18 protein-coding genes and 1 riboswitch are annotated in these 26,157 nt (G+C 34.7%); of the genes, 5 read left to right on the top strand and 13 right to left on the bottom strand.

The annotated features are described in order from the left end of the window. Positions 1–153: 153 nt before the first annotated feature. From EKG35_RS00780 to EKG35_RS00765, 4 genes are all read right to left on the bottom strand, one after another. Positions 154–1,455, bottom strand: coding sequence for a nucleobase:cation symporter-2 family protein (locus tag EKG35_RS00780; protein ID WP_126292402.1), 1,302 nt, complete (start codon positions 1,453–1,455; stop codon positions 154–156). 37 nt (positions 1,456–1,492) lie between these two features. After that, complete coding sequence (locus EKG35_RS00775) at positions 1,493–2,065, bottom strand: xanthine phosphoribosyltransferase (RefSeq protein WP_126292401.1); 573 nt, start codon at positions 2,063–2,065, stop codon at positions 1,493–1,495. 150 nt (positions 2,066–2,215) lie between these two features. Then, a riboswitch (purine riboswitch) is annotated at positions 2,216–2,317 on the bottom strand. Between the two features lie 190 nt (positions 2,318–2,507). Continuing rightward, positions 2,508–3,194, bottom strand: coding sequence for a uracil-DNA glycosylase family protein (locus tag EKG35_RS00770; protein ID WP_126292400.1), 687 nt, complete (start codon positions 3,192–3,194; stop codon positions 2,508–2,510). A gap of 148 nt (positions 3,195–3,342) precedes the next feature. Beyond that, positions 3,343–4,794, bottom strand: coding sequence for an amino acid permease (locus EKG35_RS00765; RefSeq protein ID WP_126292399.1), 1,452 nt, complete (start codon positions 4,792–4,794; stop codon positions 3,343–3,345). A gap of 436 nt (positions 4,795–5,230) precedes the next feature. Between EKG35_RS00765 and EKG35_RS00760 the strand changes: the two genes are divergently transcribed. Both EKG35_RS00760 and EKG35_RS00755 read left to right on the top strand, forming a co-directional pair. Next, positions 5,231–6,448 (top strand): CynX/NimT family MFS transporter, encoded by a 1,218-nt coding sequence (locus EKG35_RS00760; RefSeq protein WP_126292398.1) that lies wholly within the window; start codon positions 5,231–5,233, stop codon positions 6,446–6,448. Positions 6,449–6,634: 186 nt separating this feature from the next. Further along, positions 6,635–7,189 (top strand): restriction endonuclease, encoded by a 555-nt coding sequence (locus EKG35_RS00755; RefSeq protein WP_126292397.1) that lies wholly within the window; start codon positions 6,635–6,637, stop codon positions 7,187–7,189. Positions 7,190–7,235: 46 nt separating this feature from the next. Here EKG35_RS00755 and EKG35_RS00750 read toward each other — a convergent pair whose 3' ends face one another. Next, positions 7,236–8,282, bottom strand: a complete 1,047-nt coding sequence (locus EKG35_RS00750; protein ID WP_126292396.1) for a nitric oxide synthase oxygenase — start codon at positions 8,280–8,282, stop codon at positions 7,236–7,238. A 572-nt stretch (positions 8,283–8,854) separates the two neighbouring features. Between EKG35_RS00750 and EKG35_RS00745 the strand changes: the two genes are divergently transcribed. After that, positions 8,855–10,351 carry a catalase gene (locus tag EKG35_RS00745; RefSeq protein WP_126292395.1) on the top strand — a complete coding sequence of 499 codons (1,497 nt, stop codon included), beginning with the start codon at positions 8,855–8,857 and terminating at the stop codon, positions 10,349–10,351. Between the two features lie 78 nt (positions 10,352–10,429). Here the strand turns inward: EKG35_RS00745 and EKG35_RS00740 are convergent, their stop codons facing one another. Next, positions 10,430–11,359, bottom strand: coding sequence for an AEC family transporter (locus tag EKG35_RS00740; protein ID WP_126292394.1), 930 nt, complete (start codon positions 11,357–11,359; stop codon positions 10,430–10,432). Positions 11,360–11,485: 126 nt separating this feature from the next. Continuing rightward, a complete protein-coding gene (locus EKG35_RS00735; RefSeq protein ID WP_126292393.1) occupies positions 11,486–15,802 on the bottom strand; it encodes an S-layer homology domain-containing protein in 4,317 nt (1,438 codons plus the stop codon). 562 nt (positions 15,803–16,364) lie between these two features. Between EKG35_RS00735 and EKG35_RS00730 the strand changes: the two genes are divergently transcribed. Then, complete coding sequence (locus EKG35_RS00730) at positions 16,365–17,822, top strand: hypothetical protein (RefSeq protein WP_126292392.1); 1,458 nt, start codon at positions 16,365–16,367, stop codon at positions 17,820–17,822. Positions 17,823–17,865: 43 nt separating this feature from the next. On the opposite strand, the gene EKG35_RS00725 is transcribed toward EKG35_RS00730, so the two are convergent. From EKG35_RS00725 to EKG35_RS00705, 5 genes are all read right to left on the bottom strand, one after another. Then, positions 17,866–19,050, bottom strand: a complete 1,185-nt coding sequence (locus EKG35_RS00725; RefSeq protein WP_126292391.1) for a CaiB/BaiF CoA transferase family protein — start codon at positions 19,048–19,050, stop codon at positions 17,866–17,868. Positions 19,051–19,536: 486 nt separating this feature from the next. Beyond that, positions 19,537–21,012: an S-layer homology domain-containing protein gene (locus EKG35_RS00720; RefSeq protein WP_126292390.1), complete on the bottom strand. Its 1,476-nt coding sequence runs from the start codon at positions 21,010–21,012 to the stop codon at positions 19,537–19,539. A gap of 232 nt (positions 21,013–21,244) precedes the next feature. Beyond that, entirely contained in the window at positions 21,245–21,544 is a 300-nt protein-coding gene (locus EKG35_RS00715; protein WP_126292389.1) for a DUF6509 family protein, read from the bottom strand. A gap of 74 nt (positions 21,545–21,618) precedes the next feature. Beyond that, positions 21,619–23,268: a methyl-accepting chemotaxis protein gene (locus EKG35_RS00710; RefSeq protein ID WP_126292388.1), complete on the bottom strand. Its 1,650-nt coding sequence runs from the start codon at positions 23,266–23,268 to the stop codon at positions 21,619–21,621. Between the two features lie 14 nt (positions 23,269–23,282). After that, on the bottom strand, positions 23,283–24,260 hold the full coding sequence (locus tag EKG35_RS00705; RefSeq protein WP_246020121.1) for a BMP family lipoprotein: 978 nt from the start codon (positions 24,258–24,260) through the stop codon (positions 23,283–23,285). A 359-nt stretch (positions 24,261–24,619) separates the two neighbouring features. Between EKG35_RS00705 and EKG35_RS00700 the strand changes: the two genes are divergently transcribed. After that, positions 24,620–25,804 carry an alanyl-tRNA editing protein gene (locus EKG35_RS00700; protein ID WP_126292387.1) on the top strand — a complete coding sequence of 395 codons (1,185 nt, stop codon included), beginning with the start codon at positions 24,620–24,622 and terminating at the stop codon, positions 25,802–25,804. Between the two features lie 76 nt (positions 25,805–25,880). Here the strand turns inward: EKG35_RS00700 and EKG35_RS00690 are convergent. Next, the coding region (locus EKG35_RS00690) for a group II intron maturase-specific domain-containing protein (RefSeq protein WP_281274571.1) at positions 25,881–26,157 on the bottom strand (277 nt) is incomplete at its 5' end.

The raw sequence follows: 26,157 nt of genomic DNA, 5'->3' as shown, positions 1-26,157 counted from the left end.
TTGCCTTTTAATTGCTATACACCCCATTCTTACTTATAAAAATACCCCTGATACAAAGTAGACGAATGGATTTTACAGAACGTTACAAAGAGTTTAGTATACAAAAGAAAAGACTATCTTGTAATGTTGCTTACAAGACAGTCTTAGAAAAGTTTATTCAGCCTGAATAGTTTGTGTATGCATTGGATCTTCTTTTTTTGGTCCAATCATATTAAATACAATGTTTAATAAAATTGCTGTTAATGAACCACATACAATCCCGTTTGATGTTAAAACAGAAAGACTTGCAGGCAATACCTCGAAAATATTAGGCACCATAACAACGCCTCCACCTAAACCAACTGCAATTGCCGCAATCATTGCATTTTCCGGCGAACGCATAATTTCAGGAGCTAACATTGTAATCCCCTGCGTTACAACCATACCAAACATCGCAAGCATCGCACCGCCAAGCACTGCAGTTGGAATAATTGTTGTTAAAGCTGCTACTTTAGGTAAGAAACCAAGCGCTACCAGCATAATTCCAGTGATAAAAATAACTTTGCGTTCCTTTACCCCTGTCATTTTAATTAACCCTACGTTTTGAGAAAAAGTAGTGTATGGGAATGCATTAAAAATACCGCCAATAATAGATGCCAAACCTTCTGAACGATAACCACGAGATAAATCCTTCGATTCAACAGGAGTTTTTGTAATATCACTTAATGCAAAATAAACACCAGATGATTCAACTAATGAAACCATTGCTACTAACGTCATCGTAATAATCGCACTAATGTCAAATGTTGGTGTACCAAAGTAAAACGGTTGAACCATATGAAGCAAAGATGCTTCTTCAACTGGTGTAAAATCTACTTTTCCAAGAAAAGCAGCAATTACTGTTCCAAAAACAAGACCTAATAAAATAGAAATCGAACGAACAAATCCAGTTGTAAAACGATAAACAATTAGGATAAATACTAACGTAAGTAATGCTAGAGTAATATTAAGAGCTGAACCAAAATCTGCTGCCCCTTGTCCACCACCCATATTATTTATCGCAACAGGAATTAAAGAAATCCCGATAATTGTTACAACAGAACCCGTTACGATAGGTGGGAAAAACTTAACCAATTTACCAAAAAAGCCTGAAATTAATACAACGATTAAACCTGAAGCAATAATTGCTCCGTAAACTGCTCCGACGCCCTTATCCGTCCCAATGGCAATAATCGGACTTACAGCAGTAAAAGTACAGCCTAGTACGACAGGTAGTCCAATCCCAAATATTTTCCCTCTCATAACTTGTAACAATGTTGCAATACCACACATTAAAATATCAATCGCAACTAAATATGTCATTTGTTCAGAGTTAAAGCCTAACGATCCACCGATAATAATAGGTACTAAAATAGCTCCCGCATACATTGCAAGTAAATGTTGAATACCAAGCGTAAATGATTTTGCGTTTTTCACAAAAAATCCTCCTAATTTAGGCTATCAATCTAGTTAATTAATCTAAAAATTCTACTTGTCCATTATCTAAAGACTTAATTCTTGCTAATGATTCAACTCGAATACCTTGCTCTCGAAGTAATTGTCCACCTCGTTGAAATCCTTTTTCAATGACAATTCCTACACCGACTACCTTTGCACCTGATTGCTTTGCAATATCTAACAACCCTTTTACTGCCTCTCCATTTGCTAAGAAGTCATCGACAATTAATACATTATCGTCAGCTGTTAAAAAATCTCTTGAAACGGAAATCTCATTTGTTTCCTTTTTTGTAAAAGAATGAACAGTTGATGAATAAAGATTGTTTGCTAATGTTAATGATTTACGCTTACGAGCAAAAACAACTGGTGCACCGATGACTAAACCTAACATCGTAGCTGGAGCAATACCAGACGATTCAATCGTTAATATTTTTGTTATTACCTCATCTGAGTATCGGTTTGCAAACTCTTCTCCAATTTCCTTCATCAGTTGTGGATCAATTTGATGATTTAAAAAAGTATCCACTTTTAACACCGTATCTGATAATACTTTTCCTTCTTGTATGATTTTATCTTTTAACAATTTCATAGGTTGAAGCCCTTCCTTTCAGAAAATCCTTTTTGGCAATAAAAAACTCGAAAAACTTATTCCACCTCTATGAGTAGAACAAGTCTTTCGAGTGTATGTTCGAAAGTAAATAGAAAACAAATCGTCCAAAAACAATAATAGGACATCCGCCATCTAAACTTTTTCTCTCATAGTCGACTTATTTACGGTAAGTCGGTAGAAACTTGCGAGCCATATTCCCGCCATTATATGAGTGATATTTTACCAGCTAATGTAAAACTAAAGCTGTTTAATTTAAATATTTTGTTAAGAATGTTCCCATTATAAACACGGATTTTGTCGATTGCAATAACATATTAAATAATAAAACGATTCAAATTATTCGGAAATTAGGAGCAAAACGTGTATCTTTTAATAAAATTGTTCGCTTTTCACGTAAAATTAATATGATTCAGGAAATATTTCACTGTAATATTCGGTTGATAGTAGCTTTAAATTTTCCAAAAGAGTTACCTTCTTTTCCAAAATAACTCATACTCCTACTTACAATAATATTTATATTTTTTCCATTCTTTAACGGAAACTTGGCGAGTACACCCTTTTGTTCTAGTTGCTGAACTGTATCGTTTGTACTTACAAAATCGATTAACCGATCTCCAAAATGTTCAATAAAAGCTTTATATGCAGAAGATCCTTGCAAAATAACAATTTCTGGAGCAAATTCATTTAGCACTTCTTCAAAAATTTGCAATCCTCTTTTGTATAATGGATGTTCCTGTTTTTTCATTTGCTTTAACATTTGAGCATTCTCAGTAGAAAGGCAATTCACATTTGTTAAGACGACATTTTCGTTATATCGTTCTTTCATCCAAGAAACGAAGTTCAAACTGCCTTTATATTCACGGCTTGCACCTTGCAGTTCCTGTGTAAAAGTTTCTTGAAATAGCTTTCCATCTACTAAAGAATCAACATATAGCTTTAAGTTATTCATAGCAATTTCCAAATTCACCTCTGGGCTTGCACCAACTAAAAAGACATTTGATTTATAAGGATTCCCGTCAGCTTGAAAAGGTTGAAATGTTATGTTCCCGGTTTCACTATCTATTACCCATTGTTTAATTACTTTATAAAATCCCATTGAAACTGTCATATTCTCGACATCCTTTACCTATCAATCTTATTGACTGCAGACTATTATCCCCATTATACCAAGTATTGATTTAATAATTGATATCATTTTACCTATTTCTTAAATAAAAAAACGACAAAATTCTAATTTCGAATTTTGTCGAGATTTTTTAGTGATGTTCTAAATCACATTCTTCTAGTGGAACAATTTTTGTTTTATATTTTATTTTATATCCTAGCCAAAGTGCTAAAAACAGCGGAATACCGATATAAGAAACAGCTACGCCATACCAATCAATTGAATCTCCTATAAACGCAGTGTAGTTTTGTCCAATAATAACAATCATACACACAACAAATGCAAATAGTGATCCGAATGGAGCTAACGGTGCTTTATAAGGCAGCTGGCTAATATCAAGACCCTGTGCTACGTACGCTTTACGGAATCGATAATGGCTAATAGCAATTCCAATCCAAGCAATAAAGCCCGACAAGCCGGAAGCATTTAGAAGCCACATGTAAACGAGGCCATCTCCAAAGAAGGAGGACAAGAATGCTAAACACCCTACAGCTAATGTAGCAAGTAATGCATAAACCGGTATGCCACGCTTACTTAGTTTAGCAAATATTTTTGGAGCTTTGCCGTCTACAGCTAGCTGCCATAGCATTCTTGAAGATGCATATAGTCCTGAATTACCTGCTGATAACATTGCCGTTAAAATAATCGCATTCATTACTGAAGCAGCAAAGGCAACTCCTAATTTATCAAATACTATTGTAAATGGAGATACGGCAATATCTTCAGATAATAGTCTTGAATCAGTATAGGGAATTAATAAGCCAATTGCTAAAATAGCTAAAATATAAAAAAGCAATATTCTCCAAAACACTGATCGAACAGCCTTTGGAATATTTCTCTTTGGATCGTCTGTTTCACCTGCTGTTATCCCTAAAAGCTCGGTACCTTGGAATGAAAAACCTGCAGCTAAGAAAATTCCAAAAATCGTTAAGAACCCACCATTAAATGGCGCATCTCCAACAAAGAAGTTTTCAAAGCCAATTCGATCATGGCCACTTAAAATCCCAAAAATCATTAAAAATGAAACGATGATAAATACAATGACCGTTGCGACTTTTATCATGGCAAACCAATATTCACTTTCCCCATAGGCTCTTACAGATAATAGGTTGAATGTTAAAATAACAACGATAAATAGTACTGTCCAAAGTACAGAAGAACTATTTGGAAACCAATATTTCATAATGAGTGTAACTGCTGAAATCTCTGCTGCAATTGTAATTGCCCAGTTGTACCAGTAATTCCACCCCATCGCAAAGCCAAATGCAGGGTCGACGAATTTTGTTGCATACGTACTAAAAGAACCCGACGTTGGCATATAAGCTGCCATTTCTCCTAAACTTGTCATTAAAAAGTACACCATAATACCAATTAATGCATAAGCAACAAGAGCACCGCCAGGACCGGCTTGTGCAATCGAAGCACCACTAGCCAAAAATAGGCCTGTCCCAATTGTCCCGCCTAGTGAAATCATTGTAATATGGCGACTTTTTAATCCCCTTTTTAGACCTTGCTCTTGTTTTTTATTATTTGTGTCATTCATGTTGAAATCTCCTTTGAAGTACACTAACTTAGAAAAGCGCAAGCGCCCTGCATCTGTCGCTATCGCTTTCGATGCAGAATAAATTTGTTTAGCCCCGACAAGCGCTGGCCGACAAGAACGCCACGTCCTGTTGCATTGTCGGCACTTGTACATCCCTGTACGTCGGAGGGCCCAAATCGAAAGCATCTTTCCAGCTTTCGACCGAGGGCAGACCGCGACCTCAAGGGGCTGGGCGCTGGAGCTAGACATTATTAAAAATTTTTAAATTTTACTAATCAGTAAAAAATAAAAACCATCTAACTTAAGATGGTATTTTTAATGATTATTAACACTATCCCAAATCAGTTTGAAGTTGTATGATTAAGATTGGTTCGTTTCATAGTTTATCATGGAATGAGTTTATTTACTATTTACTTGATACATTTGGAGGCAACATATGTCTACTGTTAAAACAACAACTCATCAAAATAAAAAAATAAATATAAGCTCAACAACGGTCTTCTTTGTCATTGCAATTATTTTTCTAGCTACTACGCTTAGAACTCCTTTAACGGGAGTTGGACCAATAATCTCAATTATACGTGATGAACTTAACATTTCAAATGTACTTGCCGGGTTTTTAACGACCATTCCGTTATTGGCGTTCGCAGTATTTTCACCACTAGCTCCTCGAATTTCACGTAAATTCGGAATGGAGCAAACATTATTTTATGCAGTTATTTTACTAACGTTAGGCATTATTTTACGTTCACTAGGCACTACTTCTTTTTTAATTTTAGGCACTGTTCTGATAGGTATTGGCATTTCTTTTGGAAATGTGTTAGTACCTAGTCTTTTTAAGCTTAAATATCCACTTCACGTAGGTCTTTTAACAGGAATTTACACAGTTTCAATGAATATATCAGCTAGTATAGCGTTAGGAATCAGCAATCCAATAGCTTCTAGTACTTCTTTTGGCTGGCAAGGTGCCCTCTCTTTTTCAATTATTCTAACAGCAATTACACTGATTGCTTGGATTCCGCTTCTGCGGGGACAAAAAGTTGATTTAACTGCCATTTCCGGCGATAGTACAAAACCGGCGGAGAAGAAGCTTTGGAAAACGCCGTTAGCATGGGCAATTGCAATTTCAATGGGATTGCAGTCACTACTTTTTTATAGTTTCACTGCGTGGTTACCTGAAATATTAATTTCACAAGGAATGAGTGCGCAAAAGGCTGGCTGGATGGCTTCAATTATGCAAATGTCACAAATCCCAATGACTTTTCTTATTCCAATTATTGCAGAGAAATTGAAATCGCAGCGGCCAATCGTCATCTTTTTCACATTGTTCTATTTAATTGGATTAACTGGACTCTTTTTTAAATGGACAGACTTAACAGTTGTTTGGATGATTTGTTTAGGGGTTAGTGGAGGCGCATCATTTGGTGTTGTTGTAATGCTGTTTACTTTACGAACAAAAACAGCATATGAAGCTGCGCAAATTTCAGGTTTCGCCCAATCTATTGGCTACCTACTTGCAGCAGTTGGACCAGTTTTATTCGGATATTTACATGATGTAACAGGAAGCTGGAACACATCAAATATAATATTTATTATTGCATCAATGATACTGTTTGTTTCAGCCTATATTAGTGCGAAAAATCGATATCTATAACACAAACATATGTACCCTTTTTATGTTACAATAAAATAAAGTAAAACTTCAATCAAGGGGGACCTCTTCATCCTCTACTGATTGTTAGTGAAACAGTCCCGCTTTGACGGTAAGGCATTTTAAGGTGTCGGCCTTGCTTCACGTTAAATAGGGATATATGAGTAAAAATAAAAGGGGTTAAGCAGTTTGCGAAAACGCAAAGAAAAAAAGAAAAAGCGAATTCGTTTTTTTCCTTTATTAATAATTTCCGTAGTCGGATACGGTGGTTGGTATTATACAAATTCAATAAATGGTATTATTGCCGCTATTGTTTTATTCATTCTCTTTGTTATTAGCTTTAAAATTTGGCGTAAAACGAGAGGCTATGCAAGATTAAGAAAAGCAGGAATTAAAGAAATCGATGCAATGTCTGGGGAAGAATTTGAGCAATATTTAGGCCATCTTTTTAAAAAGCGTGGGTTTAAAGTATCGTACACAAAGGCTTCCGGCGATTATGGCGCAGATTTAATATTAGAGGACCGAGAAGAAATTATCGTCGTACAAGCAAAGAGGTACTCTGGTTCTGTTGGGGTAAAAGCTGTTCAAGAAATTGTCGGTGCATTAAAAATGTATGATGCTACGCAGGCTTGGGTTGCAACAAATAGCTATTTTACAAAACAAGCAGAAAAATTAGCTATGACAAATGACGTTTATTTAATTGATCGAGATGAATTAATTGATATGATCTTAAATAAAAAATAAAAACTAAAGCTATTTAAAAGTTCTTTATTACTTTTAAATAGCTTTTTTAATAAGGCCTTTTTTGATAAAAATAATTAGGCTTTTTAATAATATTTGCAATCGGCTTATGGAAAATGTGTGTTGCTGCTGGAGACATTGGTGGAATTAACCAAGACCAATTACCCGTAACTTGACGATTATTATCTTCTTCCTGTTGTTCAAATAATTTAAATTGTTGAGCAGCCGTATGGTGATCTACAATACTTACGCCGGCTTCTTTAAATGAATGCAGGACAGCAACATTTAATTCAACAAGCGCCCTATCCTTCCAAAGCGATATATTAGAGTTAGTATCAAGTCCGATTATTTCAGCTACTTTGGGCAGTAAATTATAACGGTCAATATCAGCAAAGTTTCGAGCCCCAATTTCAGTACCCATATACCATCCGTTAAACGGGGCTGCATGAAACTCGATGCCGCCGCAGCTTAATTTCATATTTGATACTATTGGTACTGCATACCACTTCAAATTCAAATCCGTCATTTTTTCATAATGAGGGTGGCGAATTGGTACTTCTAATATGTATTCTTTTGGTATGTCAAAAATTTTCGGATCATTTTCTGCTATTTGAATTACAAGAGGCAGTATATCAAACCCTGTTCCTTCTCCTTGCCAACCTAATTGTTGGCAAATTTTTGTGAATTCAATTGAATGTGGATCTCCTAAAACGCCACCTTCCGTTTCATATCCTGCATATCGAATTAATTGGCAGTTCCATATACGCACTGCATTTGACTTAAAAACAGTTATTGTCGGCCTTATTTTTCCATTATTAGTTGCGAAGTTTATATGGCGAAGAAGTGCCATATATATTTCTTCTTCTGTCTGTAATTCGCGTTCATCAAATACATATAATGACTTCCAAAAGAGTCTTCCAATACATCGATTACTATTACGCCAAGCAACTCTTGCACCGAATGTTAATTCCTCAGTTGTTGGATAATAATCGCTGTCACTTCGTATATCTTTCATTCTATTTTCATACCATTCATCGGAAAGACCCAATTCTTCTTTATACTGTTTTAGAAATTCAGATGTCTCCTGTATATTCATTATCAATCCCCCGTTATCTCAATTTTAGATTACTGAATTTCCTTATATCAATGATATTTAATACTGAAAAAAGATGTATTTTATATATATGACATAGATTATTCATAATAATTAATTTGCTGGGTGACCTCTCAAAAAATTAAAAGGTTATTAATTGAACAATAGAGCTTAAGTTATAAATCTTTTAGTTTTTTATTTAATATTAATGACCCTGGTATTTCTACAAGGTTCATTTTCAATTAGAACTATAAATTTTCAATAAGAATTTAATATTTTTATTGAAAATGTAAATTTATAAAAAAACCTCTTTAAAATTTTAAACAAAAAATTTACAATCAGATTTCGACTCTCCTCGACAAAATCATTATCAGACAACGTTTTCCCTATTAATAAGAAAGACACTATCCAGAAAAGCAAAAACATCTTTTTACTATTCTGCATTACTTTTAAAATATTTAGTAAAGGATATAAACTTCTTAAAAAGAATTATTATAATTTAGTAGATATTATGATTTAGATTTGTTATACTGACTTTCGAAGAGGTTAAAAATTAAATTTTAGGAGGTACATATATGACAAATAAAAACAATCAACGTTTAACTACTACTACTGGTGCTCCAGTTGTAAGCAACGATGATGTATTAACAGCTGGTCGTCGCGGCCCAATTCTATTACAAGACGTTTTCCTAATCGAAAAATTAGCTAACTTTAACCGTGAAGTTATTCCAGAACGTCGTATGCACGCAAAAGGTTCGGGTGCATTTGGTACTTTCACTGTAACTCATGATATTACGAAATATACAAAAGCAAAAATCTTCTCTGAAGTTGGTAAGAAAACTGAAATGTTCGCTCGTTTCTCAACAGTTGCTGGTGAGCGTGGTGCAGCTGATGCTGAACGCGATATCCGTGGTTTCGCTCTTAAATTCTACACTGAAGAAGGCAACTGGGATTTAGTTGGTAACAACACACCTGTATTCTTCTTCCGCGATCCATTACACTTCCCAGATTTAAACCACGTTGTTAAACGTGACCCAAAAACTAATATGCACAACGCTAATAGCAACTGGGATTTCTGGACTAGTCTACCGGAAGCATTACACCAAGTAACAATCGTAATGAGCGACCGTGGTATTCCTGATGGCTACCGTCACATGCACGGATTCGGTTCTCACACATACTCAATGATAAACGAAGCTGGTGAGCGCGTATATGTGAAATTCCACTTCCGTACAGAACAAGGTATCAAAAACTTAACTAGCGATGAAGCTGCAAAAGTAATCGGTGAAGACCGCGAATCTTCACAACGCGACCTATTCGAAGCAATCGAGCGCGGCGATTTCCCTAAATGGAAAATGTATATCCAAGTGATGACAGAAGAACAAGCTCGTAATCACAAAGATAACCCATTCGATTTAACAAAAGTATGGTACAAATCTGAATATCCATTAATTCCTGTTGGTGAATTCGAATTAAATAAAAACCCAGAAAACTACTTCGCAGACGTTGAGCAAGCTGCATTTGCTCCATCCAACGTAGTTCCTGGTATTTCATTCTCACCTGACCGTATGCTACAAGCTCGTTTATTTGCTTATGCAGACGCAACTCGTTACCGTTTAGGTGTAAACCATTACCAAATTCCAGTAAACAAACCACGTTGTCCATTCATCGCTTACCACCGCGATGGCGCAATGCGTGTTGATGGCAACAACGGAAGTGATTTATCATACTATCCAAACAGCTATGGTGCGTTACAAGCTCAACCACAATACAAAGACCCAGCTCTTGCTTTAGATGGTCCAGCTGATATTTACGACTTTAACCAAGATGATAATAACTTCTTCGAACAGCCAGGTAAGTTATTTAACTTAATGACAGCAGAAGAACAACAACGTTTATTCGAAAACACTGCTGCAAACATGGAAGGCGTAGAAGAATTTATTAAACGCCGCCATATCCTACACTGCTACTTAGCTGATCCAGCATATGGTGAAGGCGTAGCAAAAGCTATGGGCTTAACTTTAGACGGAATGGACCTTTCAAATCCATACCTAACTAAAGTAGGTCAATAATTAACGATTTATTTTCATTGATATCCAATCCAAAAAAACGCTTCGTAATTCAATATGAATTACGAAGCGTTTTTATTATTATCCAAAGAGCATTGTAGATAAGTAAATTACAAACGTTACTGTTAAGCAGCTAACAATTGTTGAGAACAATACAGTTTGCGCAGCTGTATTCGATTCAATATCATATTCAAGTGCAAGGCTTGAGCTATTGCGAGACGTTGGAAATGAGCTTGCTATTAAAAGTGATTGTGCTACTACTCCATCAAGTCCTAATATATAAATTATTAATAAGGCAACAGAAGGCCCCACTATTAATCTTGTAAAACAACTGATTAAAATAGTTTTATTTAACATAGTTTTTATTTCAATTTGAGAAAGCTGTGCACCAAGTGTAATTAATGCAACGGCAACAAATCCATCTGAAATATGATCGAGTGGGATTCGTATTGTTTGAGGAATGTCGAAGTTCAAGACATTCAAAATAACACCCAATAAAAGTGCGTGGAGAATTGGCATTTTAATAAAGTCTTTTAAAATTTCAATACCTGATTTTGTTGCAGAAATTAGATTATATAAACCATATGTGTATGTAGTTATGTTTTGAAAGATCACTAGAATTACCTGAATGGCAACACCGATTGGCTGAGTAGCAAATATCATTTGAGCAACTGGAATTCCATAATTTCCAGAGTTAATTAGAACAACACTATTTTTGAAAACTGCAGATTCCATGCGATTAAGACCGAGTATTTTTGCAATAAAATGACTAAGAAGCATTTGACTTCCAATTAATAGGAGAATAAATATTGCAACCTGCCCTAAAACACTCATTTCAATAGTCGTTTCATATATGTTTAGTAATACAGTAACCGGCATAAAACAGTATGTAATTAAGTGTGACATCGCCTTTAAATTAAATTGAAATTTTCTCTGTAAAGCAGCTCCAATAACTAAAAGCACTAAGATTGGGGCGACAATTTGGAAGAAAATCATAGATAAGTAGGTCATAGTATTTTCCTCTAAATTTAAGTTTTTTATACTACATATGGAAATTTTATATCACCACTCCAATTTATTCAATAAAAGAAGGATGTTCCATAGTTTTTTACTTTTGGACATCCTTCTTACTTTAAATTATGGTGCAGTAATTAATATATAATTATTTTGATTATTTTCTCTATCCATAGCCATTACAACGTTACCGTATTGGTCAACTGTTAACAGATAGATTTTTTGTCCTGTAGTAAATACTTGACCTGAAACTGGTGTTTTAAGGTGAAGTACGAAGCTTCCCTCACTAATTGTACTTACATCCAGTTCATCTTTACCACCTGCTGTAACACCCTGTATCGTCGTACCCTTATCAACAACTCTAATAATATCATCCGCAGTTAAATCTTGCGCACTAACATTTGCCACAGCAAAGTAATATGTTTGCTTCCAATCTAAAGTTGTATTGATTTGAACTAGTAAATCCATTGTACTAGAGTATTTATAATTACCTACTGATGTAATATTTCCTGTTAATGCTCCAGCAAGGATTTCATTATTCGCTGTAGTAGTCGGATATTTATAGTGTCCTATTGCATTGTTACCAAGTGGAGTATTACCTTCAAATTTATTATTTCCACCAAATGCATCTGGTTTGTTAATATCTACTGCGTTCGCATCAATTACGACACTAAAGCTACTTTTCATTTCTTCATTGAATTTAATAATCATTCTTCTAGGACTCCAAGTATTTTTTGGAGAATTTACCGTATTCGGTTTAGTTTCATCATAGTAGTCTTCAAATACAAACGTATATTTAGTCTTATCAATTGGATTACCATCTTCATCTCTGATAACAAAGAAGCTCTGTGTTGGGTCATCTAATATAATCGATTCAGAGAATGTTACTAAGAATGTTTTATTCTCTTCATATGTTACAGATTCAAAGTTACCAGTTCCACTTAAGCTTGCCGGGTTATTTACTACTTCAAATTCTGCTCGGGATAATTTTCTTACTACCTCACCGATTTTTGGAGCAGTTCCATCTGTATAGAATTTGTACGCCATTAAGCCATCATGTTGTAATTCTTTACCTTGATTATTTACTCTATGGTTTTTATATATTGTAACGTTGCCAAATACATCCTTTGCAGCTAAATACAACATATAGTCTTCGTGTGGGTCTAGCCCATTCAGAGAAACACTGTTTCCTAACTCTCGCATTTCTCGTTTATTACCATTTTCTAAAATATAAGCCTTTAATTCATCTTCATCTGTTGGTAAAGCCGGGTCTTCTCCTTCTTTTCTAACAAGATAGTAATACTCACCCATCTCAGTTGATGTAAAGGAAAGTACAGCAGAACGATCCCCTTCATTTACTTTAACATCTACCCCAGTAATCGTTGGCGGCAGCTCATCGGCAATAAGAGGTGTAGATCGTACTTGCGAAATATTCCCAGAACGGTCTCGTAATACGATATATAAATCGTAGCTCTTATAAGGATTTAAAGCCGTTCTATTTGGGAATGGAATATTAACTGTCTGTTCTCCGAGCTGTGCCGGGTTATTTCCGTTGCTTCCAACAATGTCTATACCTACAACAGTATCACCAGACGTCACATTTAAGGTTGTTGCATTGTCTTGAATTGCTTTAATCATTTCTCGTCCATCAATAGCTGATGGGTCGATGCCTGATTCCATAATTACATAGTGATAAGTCCCAGCTTTATTGGCACGATACGTTACTAATGCCGCTGTCTTAGAAGGATTCACTTCCGGTTCACCTATTAACGTTAACACTGGAAGCAATGTATCGGAATGAATATATTCCGCTCTGTTTCTAGGCGTTGCCGTTGGATGGACATTGCTTGTATTTTCAAAGTCATTGTAGGCAATATCTTTTACGCTCGGAAGCACTGTCACAATTAAATTATCTCCATTTACAAAACCTGTTAATGAAGGAATAGTTAAAATGATTCGATTATTCGTTTTATCGTAAACAACTTTCTCAGGATAAATTTCTTCCTGTCCACTTGTATTAATAATACCCGTTCCTGATAAGAGGTAATTTTGAGTATTTTGTGCCGTTTCCGGGTCTAATTCTTCACTTACTTCAAAATAAAACGTATTTTCTTCATAATTTAATACATTAAGTTTTCCATCCACTATAAATGGTGGTGTATTATCTAAATCACCTGTTTTTACAGTTGCTTTCTGTGGTGGATCATTTGAAATATTCCCCCACTTATCTCTCATCACAACATATAATTCATACTCTGTGTTGTTTGCTAAACCGGAAGCGATATCTGTAACAAATCCATTTTCTAAATCTGTCAGACTATTAATCGTTCCTCTTCCATAAGGATTTCGAATAATATCCTCTGTTGTCGGATCTGGTGCAGTCGATTTAATTCGGATGTAATAGAAATACTCCCCAGGCTCACTAGGTCTAAAGCTGAACTCAATTCGCTGCCCACCATGCAATGGTCTAGCTGTTAAATTATTTACTTGAGGCAACGTTCCATCTGTTGTTGTAAATGGTTTACTTTCTACATTCGATACATTTTCTGCAGCATCAACTACTACTACATAAAGAATATATTCCTTTTCTTCTTCAAGTCCTGTTATTTCAAAAAATGCAGTTTGGTCTTCAATAACTTGACCGCTACCTCTTGCCCCAACGATGATTTCTCTTACTGATGGAGCCGATTGAATTCCTTTTTCTATATCTTCGGCACTGCGCACTACATAGTAATATGTACCACTTTCATTGGCAGTTAATTGAGCTTCTCCTCCATCACCTGATGGTATTACGTCTAAATCTATTATTTCTGGATTTGTGTTATCTGCTACTTCATCATCACCTGGGTCTTTGTCGACATCGTCACCATTTTCGTCTTCGATATCCCCGATGTTTTCGCTGTCATTGGTAAAGTCATCAAAAATATCGTTAACACCTTTACCTACAGGCAATATTGCCTTATCAATATATGCATTGTCACCGATATCAATCCAACCATAGCTATTGTCTACTGCTAATATGTCGATGTAGCTATCAGAATTGAAATATACATCGTAATAACTATTTTTATAAACTTTATCAATATCACTAGAGCCATACATGATAACTGAAGTGTCTGTTTCAATATACATCGTCTCTGCATCAGCATAAAGTTCAAACTGTTCAACGTTTTTTTGCACAGTTATACTGCCAAACTTTTTATCACCAGTAACATATGTACGATTTTGTTCAATAACTAAACGATTTACCGTACAGTTTGTAAAATCTACATATCTTTCTATTACCGGCATACGATCAATTACCTTTGATGAACCATTTTTAGATGGTTTATCTTTTAACTGCTCATTTTCATCTGGATTTAAAAACTCATTGTCTTCTGGCTCTGTTGGTTTTGTCCAATCAATAAATCCTACCCCGTTTAAACTAGCAATACGAACATTTTGTAATCTATTCGTATAGTAGCTTAATGATTTTCGAGGTGTTTCACCTATCGTTACTGTACCCGATAATGTCCAATTCTTAAATTCAACATAGTTGCCATTCACTATAAGCTGTCCACTATAGCTTGTGTTTTTACCATCAAATTGCAACTTTCTATTTTCAGAACCAGAAGCATTAATTGTTAACTTCGATAATGATTTGATTGTCTTTCCACTAAACGTACCTTCTACGTATGCATCTTTTAGAATAGCTTCATTACTTTCATTAAAGATTGAAGTTAGACTTGGATCAATTGAATATGGAACAGAGTTAATATAAACTTTGTTGCCTTCAATTTTTCCGACTGTATTTACAGCCATTCCTGAACCATCTGCATTTTCAGCTCTTACAATGAAAGTTGCCATCTGCCCACGTGTAATAGGATCGTTTGGTTTAAACGATACTGGAGAGACTCCCTTAGTAATATTTAGGTTAATTAATGTTTGAATATAGTAGGCATTACTATTATTACTTGGAACATCCTCGAAGTGATGAGTTAGCTTTGTTGCTACACTAAAACGATAGCCTAATGTTAGAATTTTAGCTATTTGACCGCGTGTTATCGGCTCATCTGGTCTAAACGTTTGATCTGAATAGCCATCAATTAACCCTTCCTGTACTAATGCTGCAATATATTTGTAAAATTGATAATTTGTTGGTACGTCTTTAAAGTTTGGATTTACTACGTTTTCTATATCCAACTTTAATGCAAGAGCCAGCATCTTAGCTGCCTGTCCACGTGTAACGATACTATTAGGGCGGAAAGTACCATCTGAGTACCCACTAATTATTCCACGATTCGTTAGTTCCATAACTGGTCCATAATAATCGGCGTTTGGGTTTAAGTCTTTAAATGTATTCGCAAATGTTGGCTGCGGAACGACTACAGCGACACCACTGGCAGCTAAAATGGTAGCAACAGTTGCCTTATTCAGCTTCTTAAACTTGCCTTTCTCCATTTTAAGAGCCTCCTTTAAGTTATTTTCTATTTAAAGTGATAGAATCTTTACCAAAAAACACACTATATGAATTATATCGGTTAATAACCACTATCCATTGATAAAGATATGAAAAAAATACAATTTTTTCAACCGCCCGCATAAAATCATTTTTAACTTAACAGAACTTTGGTAACTTCCTACATAAATGATTTATTTAAAATAAAATAATTTTATTGTCACATTACTGATGTTAGTATTGGATTAAATAATAAATATGGAGTGGCAAAAATGAGAGGAAATAAAAATAAAAGACACTTTTATATTTGCCTTTTTTTATCAGTACTTTTTACAATCAATTTAATAAAATCTTACGTGAATACCGGCAGTTTCCCAACTTCAAGCATCATATTCACAGTTATTGTTTACATTGCAACATTATTGGCTGCAAGTACTTTAATGAGTAAGAAGAGTTAAATTAAAATGTCTGTAAAGAGGGGATCCACTGACTGGACATTTTATTTTTCAAAAATTTTTGATATATTTTTTGTAAGATTTCTCTTTTATGGATAGAGGTGTCATTATGCTAAAAATAGATTATGAACTACTAAATGAAACAAAAGGGAAAGTAGGACACTCGTTAGAGGACGCTATCTGTAGATTATCAGAGGATTGGAGCGATATTTTTGGTGCAATCCTCCCCGCAAATTCTATTCTCGTTAATAAAGAAAAAGCTAGTAAACTTATATTTTCTACAGCTCAAAATTATTGGGGAGATGTGAATTTATTTTTACATGCAACTATTCAAGGGACATCAATCGATTTAGAAAATGCCAATGACCGATTGAAAGCCTTTTTTTCATCACCACAAGCGAAAAAGACTATTTTTGACTATTTACTTATACATAATTCATTTAAATTTGAAAACTTAATTGGCTTAGTATTTGGAAAAGAGATTAAATTTTCAAAGGCAGTCGGAGGTCTACACCAAATTTACTTATATCAAATTGGAAAAAAGTATTTAGTCCATATTATTTATAATGAGCACTCTAATTTCTGGAATGTTTTATTTACTAAAAAAATCTATTCTATCTTTATGCAGACACCCTTACATACAATCCAAAATGCGACACAACTTATGAAGCAATTTAAAGGTTTATTAGAAACACAATACACACTAAACCAATCTGTTATTATAACTAACCAACTTATCAAATATATTGATAATGAAAATATTCGTTCCTTTCAATTAAAAGAGCTTCATTTATTCAATCTCATATCACATTATAACGGTGGAAAGAGACATTTCCGAAAGTTAAATTCATTAATTGAAGACATAATTAAATCATGGGAAAAAGGCAAATGGGCTTTATCCGAAAAAGAATTAACTCTTTTAACATATATTTTGGCAATCACAACATCTACTCAAAACGATACTGAAAAAATAATTAAATATGGAAAACAGTTAATTCAAAATGATCGTCTTATTAACCATGCAATCGAATTGCTATTAGAATACAGTGATGTATTGCCGAATTTAAAACCGGAACCAACCACACTTGTAAAGAGGTATGATAATAACTATTTAGAGCAAGTTTTTTATATACTGATAGATGCACTTGTTCAAAGCAATCAATTTTCAGAAGTCGTTCAATTGCTTAAACAACATGAAATTGCTTCCTGTACCAGCATTTATGAATACTTTAATGCTCAGCAGTTTAATAAGGACTTGCTTCATCGAATTGAAGCAACTGTGCAGCGTGATATTGCTTATATTGTTCATAATTCCCCTCAATATGTGCTGCAATCCATAGAAGAATGGCTGGAGCATTACTATGATGAGAGAAGTCCATATTATGAAATTGCAAATATGACTTCAAATCATGTATGCAATATATTAAAATCTTTGTTTGCAACTGAGCAGTATGAGCTTTTTGAAAAATTAATGGAAATTTATAAAAAGTATTTTAAAATCGATGAGCATTTTATTAATTTACGAGATTTTGTTTCTGTTTATGTTAAAAATGAGTTGAGTACGTAAAAAGGATCGCCTCCATTTCAAATGAGACGATCCTAAAACTCTTTTATTGTAAAACCCCTCTATCCTTTAATGAAACAATTTCTTCTTTTGAATATCCTCGTTCTAGCAATAGTTCTTCTGTATGTTGCCCAAGTTTTGCTCCTACGAATTTATAGGTAGGTTCTACTTGGTTAAACTTAATTGCAGCTCCGATTTGTTTTTGAAGATTTCCGTTATGATCTGGTACATCTACTAGCATATTGCGAGCTTGTATTTGCGGATGTTCACAAGCTTCATCAAAAGTCAAAACAGGCTCTACACAACCATGGAAACCATTATTAAATATGTTGAGCCATTCAACAAAAGTTTTAGATAGAAATGCGTCTTTGACTGCATCCTTAAATCGTTTTTGTGTGTATGTTGAATCATTAAATGTACTTTGGATTAATTCGGGAATCTCCAACGCCTCGCAAAGCAGTTTGCGAAATTGTGGTTCAAGACTTCCCACTGAGAAATACCGCCCATCCTTTGTTTGATAATAATCATAAAACGTTCCGCCATTTAATATTTCTTCTTCAGGCTGAGCTACATGGCCGCTTCCTAAAAAAGCAGGTCCATATAATGCATTCATTGAAAATACTGCATCAGTCATAGAAACATCGATATACTTTCCTTCACCTGTTTGTTCACGATGTAGTGCCGCAGCAAGCACCCCTACCGCTGCGTGCAATGTCCCTCCTGCTATGTCTGCAATTTGAATGCCCATCGCGACTGGCTTTTTTCCTTTTAGTCGCGAATGATCGAGCACGCCTGCTATAGATAAATAATTATTATCATGCCCAGGTCGTTCTCGGTAAGGACCAGTCTGACCGTAACCAGTGATGGAACAGTAAATAAGCCTTGGATTTACACAGTTTAGCGATTCATAGTCCAATCCTAAACGCTGCATAACTCCAGGACGGAATCCTTCGACTATGATGTCATATTCAAGAATCAAGTTCTTCACAATTTCAACCGCTTCAGGCTCTTTTAAATTTAATGAAAGCGATTTCTTTGAACGGTTTAAGTATTGATGAATATAGGACTCCTTATGTTCATCATATGGCGGCATAATTCTCATTAAATCTACCCGACGAGAAGATTCTATATGAATCACATCCGCCCCGTAATCAGCAAACATCATTGTCGCTAACGAACCAGGTAGTACTGAAGTAAAATCAAGTATTTTTAACCCCTTTAAAATCGCCATATTCCCATCCCCTTTAATGAACTAAACGAGTACCCCTTAAAGAAAAATGACAAACCTATGTTACTTCAAAACCTGTGATAATACAGATTATATTACTTACAACAGTATTATAACAGTTGTTTTTCTAAAATTATATAAAAAGAATCATAATATAGAAATAATCTGAAAATTATATGGGGAAGGTCAGAGAAATATGAGTAATTAAGCTAAAATTATTAATGTAATGTAAGAATTTTTCAAAAAATTTAAGATACAATAAAGATTATATTAAGAGATTGTAAATCATCCCTTTTTTTCTATTAAATACAGTATGATTGCTTTGAGCTATAATCCTGTTATGTTACATAGCGGAAAGCTCCCTTATACGTGAAATAACCCAGCTGACTTAATGGCAGCTGGGTTATTTAAATATTTCTAATAAACGTTGCTCATACACTAATCTACTTTTTTAAAGTCTATTTCTTGTGAAATATACTTATTGGTTTGTTAATGGTATGGATCATAGTAATCGCGATTGACTACAACATGAATAATTGAACCAATTTTTTGAACATTAATGTTTAAACCTAGCAATCCTTCCTTGCCCTCGTCGTTTTTAGGAAAATCTATATAAACATTCCCTTCCGACACCCCTTCGATATGGAAAATATCAGAATTACCTTCTCGAGTGAATTTTATAACATCGCTACCATTAGTATTTTTTATTTCATATTCACTAAAGTCACCTTTATCTTCACTTAAATCCACCGTAACAGTTTGATTTTCTTCAAGCAACCTTGTGCCGAAGTAGAAACTAGATGAATTTACGGTTGCTTGTATGCCATAGCGAACTTGTGTACCATTCACATACTTAACAGTTGCAATATATTCACCAGGTTCAGTTAACGTAATACAAGTTTCATCAGAACCCATATATTTGCAGTTTTTAAACTCCATATTGTCGTTTAAAATCGTTCCATTCATCGTTGAGAGCGAAATTTTTTCTATAGATTCTTTCTTAGCATTTAATCCAACATTTGTCGGTAAAACATCTTCTGTTTCTTCAAAATTAATTTTTAGTTGACTGCTATCTTTTGTAACGTGGACATAGTATTTTTTATATACCCTGCTCTCGCTACCTGTTGCATCCACCTTCAGACCAGCAATAGAAAGCTTTTGAGTTCCAACTTTTACCGGTACGATTTGAAGTAATCTAGCATTCGTATTACTTGGTATTACTTGAATAATTTCTTCTTCATTTTGTTCAGGTCTATAGCGATCATGATAATCTTCGTACTCTCTAAATTTGGACCAGCCATAATCTTTTACATTTAATGTAACTGTTGCTGATCGAGCCCTTTCCGTTTTTGTAATTAGAACTGCTGCTTGTGCTCTAGTAATCGGATTATTTGGACTAAATGTTGTTGGTGTTGTACCAGAAGTTATACCTAACTTATAAAGCGTATATACTGCATCTTTATGACTCTCTAATCTCTCTATATCTTTAAAAGGGGAATCCTGATAATCAGCGTTATAATAATGGAATTCAAAAGCTTTAATTAAAATAGATGCCATTTGCCCACGAGTAATGGGATCATTCGGTCCAAATCTGCCATCTGCATATCCACGGAAAATTTCTTTTTCAGATACTGCAGCAATAGCTCCATAGCTCCAAAGTTTTGAAGACACATCTTTAAATCCTGGATCTTTTACATTTTTAGTATCAAGGTTTAATAGTTTTGCTATAATTGCTGCTGCTTGACCGCGCGTGATAGTTGCTTCTGGTTTGAAAGTACCATCTTTATATCCGCCAATAATATTTCGCTCGGCAAGATCATAAACAGCACTTGCGTATGGCTTGTCTTTTGGCACATCGGTGAATTCCTTTGAAACAATTTTTGCCTTTGCTTGTAAAGTAAATAGACTTAAACAAATGGCGAATGCGACTACAAATGTTAACCACTTACTACGTTTTAAAAGCATTTTCAAGCCCTCCCTAAAAAAACACTTCTCTTAAAATATAACCTTATAATGGAAATTAGGCTATGGGCTTTAAATAACATTTTAATATAATTTAAGTTTGGGATAAAAATATTAAATGCTGCGCTGCTAATTTTTGTCACTGTTTTAAACGAGTGATTCTACACTGGAATTTCAATCGCAATCATTTAACATAAAAAAGAGGCACAAAATGCTGTGCCTCTTTTTGGTATCCTTATTCTGTTTCTTCACTTGTTAATTGTTCTCGACAGAACCCTAAAATCATTACCTCTTCTTCATCTTCAAGCGCAAAATCTAAGTATTCATTTTCCGCTTTATCAATAATGAAATAGTTTAAGATGTAAGTTTCCCCATCTGGCTTTTGTCCTATTAAAACACGAACTTCAATACCTGCAGCAGAATATAGTTCATCTTCTTCGTCCACTTCAACATCTAGCAAAAATTCATAACGTTTTCCTTCAATAATGTTGGTTGGATCTTTTATTTCTTCAATCGAAAATTGTGTAATTTCCATAAACAAGCCCCTTCTTATTACTTTAAGAGATTCTATTTTGGCCTTACGCCTCATTTATCATACACAAATATTTATTAAATTGTAAATTTTGATAACCTTTTTTGCAGTTCCTCTGCGAGATTGGCCAATGAATCAGCCGCACCCGTAATTTCCCCCATAGATGCAAGCTGTTCTTCTGATGTAGCCGCTACAGAATTAGAGTTATCTGAAGTAGCTTTAGATACGTTTGACATCTCATAAGCATGTGTAGATACTTTCGACACTTCTGATTGGATTTTATTTGATATTGTTGTTATATTGCTTACTTGCATGTTTACTTGTTCAACTGCTGTAAGAATTTCCTCAAATGTAGTTTGTGTATCAGAAGCAATTATCAAACCTGAATTTACACGTTCTTTTACATCATTGATAGAATGAACCGTTTTCTCTGTATCAATATCTATTTGGGTTGCAACTTCAGTAATGTTAGAAACTAAACTTCTTGTTTGATCTGCTAGTTTTCTTACCTCATCGGCTACAACTGCAAACCCTTTTCCTGCTTCTCCTGCTCTTGCAGCTTCAATCGCTGCATTAAGTGACAATAAATTCGTTTGGTCTGCTACTTCCGTTATTTGGCTTAAAACTTGTACAATTTCTTTTGTTTGATTATTTAACTTAATCAATGCAGCGTCTGTCTCTTTTACAGATTCATTAATTCTTTGCATTTGAGAGACAGTTTCCTTTACATAACTTGAGCCTTGTTTTGTTTTGTCGCTAGTAGATATTGATAATTTTTGTGCCAAATTAGCGTTTTCAGTTATTTCACTGACAGCTAGTATACTTCGTTGTGCAGAGCGGGCAGACTCTTCAGACATAACAGCCTGCTTCTCAGCACCATTGGATACTTGTTGAATTGATGCAGAAATCAATTCTGCGCCCTTCATTGTTTCATCAGCACTCGCCATTAACTCTTCTGCCGAAGCAGCCACTTGACTTGAACTATCATATACATGTGATAGGATTTCTCTTAAATTCATTGTCATGTGTTTAAATGAGTTTTGTAGAGAACCAATTTCATCTTTTGATGTTTCCTCTTCTAGATTGATTGCTAAATTTCCATTCGCAATTTCCTCTGCATTTTTCGTTACTTTGCTTATGCTTTTAACAATCCGATTTGTAAGGAAGTATACGAAGAAGATACTTCCAGCTAAAAGAATAGCAACTAACAAAATGGATATAAAGATGATTCTATCGATATTATGTTGCAGTTCGGCTTGCATGTTTGCATATTGAGAGGATATATTTCTTTTAAGCTCAATAACATCATTTATTAAGCCCTTTGTTCTTAATGACTGTCTTTTTATTTCTGCTTGGTTGTTCTCATTAATCGCTTGAGTCGAAAGGCTAAGAATTTCTTCATACTTATTCGATATTTTTTCAGCGTATGCTTGTTGCTCGACAGTAGTTAAAGTAGGCATTAATTGCTTATGAATGTTTTGAATCGAATTTAAATCTTGTTCAATATCATTTTTGTTGCTTTCAGTTAGATTTAGAGCGTAAGCACTTAAAGATTTTTGAAGACTTTTAGATGCACTATTTAATTCTTCAACCGTAACAAGTGAATCAACAATTTCCTCTGTTGAGGATTTTAAAGTCATTAATTGAATTATATTAAATCCTATAATACACGCAGAAAGCAACAGAGGAACGATGGATAGAAGTAATATTTTATATTTTAATTTCATTTACTTTCCGCCTCTTAGTCTAGTATTGTAATTGATCCGTTTGAGATTCCTTCTGTAAACTGATCTAATGTTTTTTGTTCAGTTTCTGAAAGCTTTATCACCCTTATTGGGGCAATTACTACACCGTTTTCTTTGAATCCTAGTACTTTATTTTTTTCAGAAATAGTCCCTGTTTCAACGAGTTCTTTTACCGTATCGTAAATAGCGACATCAACCTGTTTAACCATAGAAGACACAACAGATTTCTCTGCTAGATAAAATTGGTCACTATCAACTCCAAAGGAATAGGTTCCTGCACGCTGTGACTCAAGTAAAACCCCTACTCCTGTAAAGCCTGCAGCTGGATAAATATAATCAGCCCCGGCTGTTATCATCTCTTTTGCAATACTTTCACCTAATTTATCGTCTCCAAAAGTGCCTGCATATTTGGAAAGTATCTGTGCCTCAGGGTTAACGGCTTTTACTCCATTAATAAACCCTTGTTCAAATTTATGTATAAGAGGTGCATCTTCTCCTCCAACAAAGCCAACAACATTACTTTGTGTTTTCATCCCAGCTACTACACCAATTAAAAAAGATCCTTCTTCTTCTTTGAATGTAATATTATTAATATTTGGTAAATCTGATTGGGAATCAATTATTAAAAATTCTGTGTCTGGGTATTTTTCAGCCACTGTTTCCATTGCTTCCTGAATAGCGAAACCAAGCCCTATTATTAAATCATTTCCCTCTTCGACCAACTCTTCAAGACCTTGCTCATAAGTCTTAGTATCCTTCAGTTCACGATAATCAAACGAAATTCCTAATTCATCACGTGCTTTTTCCAGACCTGCAAATCCTAGATCAGAAAATGATTGATCTCCTAAACCTGCATCAGATAACATGATACCAATTTTCACTCGATCATCTTCCGTGTTTTCGTCTGTACCTGAGCAAGCGGAAAGAACAAAAACACACAGGATATAGGTACATATAATCACATATTTTTTCACCAAAATCACTCCTAAGTATCTACATTTCTCCTTTTTCGAGCCAACTTTTAGGTAAAACGTTCAAAAAATTACCATAATTTGCACTTAAGTATTTTACAATACTATTTAAGTATTTAAAAATAAAATGACTTACGGATTATTTACTACCTTCGTGACAGTAATACACTTCTATGCCAAAATGTTACTAAGAGTTTTGTGAAAGTCTACTTAATACGTGATTCAATATGTAGAGCTAGATTCAAAGCAATCATACTGCATTTAGTGAAAATATAGGGGGAAGTTACAAACTCTTAATATAAAATTTATTGTACTTTTAAATTACTTCCAGAATCCTTACGTTGAACAGAAAGGGGAAAATTATGAAAGATTTACTTTATTATCAAGATGCCATGATAAAACAATTTACTGCTCAAGTAATACGTACGGGAATAGATTATAATCGCCCATTTATCGTACTTTCGAATACAGCTTTTTACCCAACAGGCGGTGGGCAACCAAATGATACAGGATTTATTAATGATATTCGTGTAATTAATGTTGAAAAAGTTGAAGAGGAGATACGGCATTATGTAGAGGGAGATATAAGTTCTTTAGATGGTGAAATAGTAGGCGTTCTAGATTGGGAGCGCAGATTTGACCATATGCAGCAGCACTGTGGGCAGCATATATTAACTGCAGCCTTTGTAGAACTTTTTGATTTTGCTACTGTCAGCTTCCATTTAGGAAATGAGCTAGTAACGATTGATTTAGATACAGAAATTGTTTCAGAAGAGCAGCTTGTTTTGGCAGAAAAACGAGCAAATGAAATTATACTAGAGAATCGTCCAATTGAATCAAAGTGGGTTACAAAAGAAGAGCTTTCAAATTACCAATTACGCAAGGACGTTTCAGTTGATGAAGATATACGTTTAGTCATTATTCCCGACTACGATTATAACGGCTGTGGTGGTACTCACCCTAATTCGACTGGACAAGTAAGCGCCATTAAAATATTAGGAACTGAAAAAATGAAGAAAAACACTCGTGTTTCGTTTGTATGTGGGAAACGAGTATTAGATCAGTTGGGAATGAGGAAAAACGTACTATCGAATGTAGCACGTCAATTAAGCGTGCCTGAAGAACATTCTGCAGAGGCGCTATTAAAAGTGCTAAACGGAGTAAAAGCAACTGAAAAGGCATTGGAAGATGCTCAAAATAAGTTATTAGAATATGAAGCAAAAGAACTTGCTGCAAATTGTAAAGATGGAGTCATTGCAGCTGCATATAAAGATCGAACAATCCAGGATTTACAAAAACTTGGCCGAGCAATTACTGCTCAAAACAGTATGGCAGTTGCATTATTTGTTGCAGACAACGATGATAAGCTTCAATTTATTGCAGCACGTGGAGCAAATATAGAAAAAAGTATGAAGGATGTCTCTAGCGCAATCCTTCCTCTTATAAATGGCAAGGGTGGAGGAAATGACAATATCATTCAAGGCGGTGGGGAAAAGCTGTTATCTGCGGATGAATTGTTAGCGAAAATGAAGAATTTGTTTTTATAAAAATCGAGTAGGAGGGAGTGATTAACTCCCGACCTCTCACACCACCGTACGTACGGTTCCGTATACGGCGGTTCAATTAAGATGAATAACGCAAAGTTTCGTAACGAACTTTCAGACTTTTCAGCCCTTGGCTTTCCCAATAGGAATTGCCGAGGGTTCTGTGTAATATGGGGCTTTTAGAAATGCGCCAGTACCCTTTTCGGGTGTTTCCCCACTCGTATGCTTTTCCATAAGGAACTTTCAACCGAGTAAGATTTCTGACTCTTGTTTGAGGTTTCTTCCAATTCTTCCATAGACACATCCTTAATCTTCTTTTAATCCAGCTATCTAGTGATTTGAATATGGAACTCGTA

The sequence above is a fragment of the Lysinibacillus telephonicus genome (assembly GCF_003966145.1).
GTDB classification, from domain to species: domain Bacteria; phylum Bacillota; class Bacilli; order Bacillales_A; family Planococcaceae; genus Ureibacillus; species Ureibacillus telephonicus.
This window is presented reverse-complemented; position numbering and strand designations above follow the sequence as displayed.

Bases quoted from the DNA above. Each gene is read 5' to 3' on its own strand.
- EKG35_RS00775 (WP_126292401.1), bottom strand. From the start codon at position 2,065: ATGAAATTGTTAAAAGATAAAATCATACAAGAAGGAAAAGTATTATCA.
- EKG35_RS00770 (WP_126292400.1), bottom strand. From the start codon at position 3,194: ATGACAGTTTCAATGGGATTTTATAAAGTAATTAAACAATGGGTAATA.
- EKG35_RS00765 (WP_126292399.1), bottom strand. From the start codon at position 4,794: ATGAATGACACAAATAATAAAAAACAAGAGCAAGGTCTAAAAAGGGGA.
- EKG35_RS00760 (WP_126292398.1), top strand. From the start codon at position 5,231: ATGTCTACTGTTAAAACAACAACTCATCAAAATAAAAAAATAAATATA.
- EKG35_RS00750 (WP_126292396.1), bottom strand. From the start codon at position 8,282: ATGAATATACAGGAGACATCTGAATTTCTAAAACAGTATAAAGAAGAA.
- EKG35_RS00745 (WP_126292395.1), top strand. From the start codon at position 8,855: ATGACAAATAAAAACAATCAACGTTTAACTACTACTACTGGTGCTCCA.
- EKG35_RS00740 (WP_126292394.1), bottom strand. From the start codon at position 11,359: ATGACCTACTTATCTATGATTTTCTTCCAAATTGTCGCCCCAATCTTA.
- EKG35_RS00735 (WP_126292393.1), bottom strand. From the start codon at position 15,802: ATGGAGAAAGGCAAGTTTAAGAAGCTGAATAAGGCAACTGTTGCTACC.
- EKG35_RS00730 (WP_126292392.1), top strand. From the start codon at position 16,365: ATGCTAAAAATAGATTATGAACTACTAAATGAAACAAAAGGGAAAGTA.
- EKG35_RS00725 (WP_126292391.1), bottom strand. From the start codon at position 19,050: ATGGCGATTTTAAAGGGGTTAAAAATACTTGATTTTACTTCAGTACTA.
- EKG35_RS00720 (WP_126292390.1), bottom strand. From the start codon at position 21,012: ATGCTTTTAAAACGTAGTAAGTGGTTAACATTTGTAGTCGCATTCGCC.
- EKG35_RS00715 (WP_126292389.1), bottom strand. From the start codon at position 21,544: ATGGAAATTACACAATTTTCGATTGAAGAAATAAAAGATCCAACCAAC.
- EKG35_RS00710 (WP_126292388.1), bottom strand. From the start codon at position 23,268: ATGAAATTAAAATATAAAATATTACTTCTATCCATCGTTCCTCTGTTG.
- EKG35_RS00700 (WP_126292387.1), top strand. From the start codon at position 24,620: ATGAAAGATTTACTTTATTATCAAGATGCCATGATAAAACAATTTACT.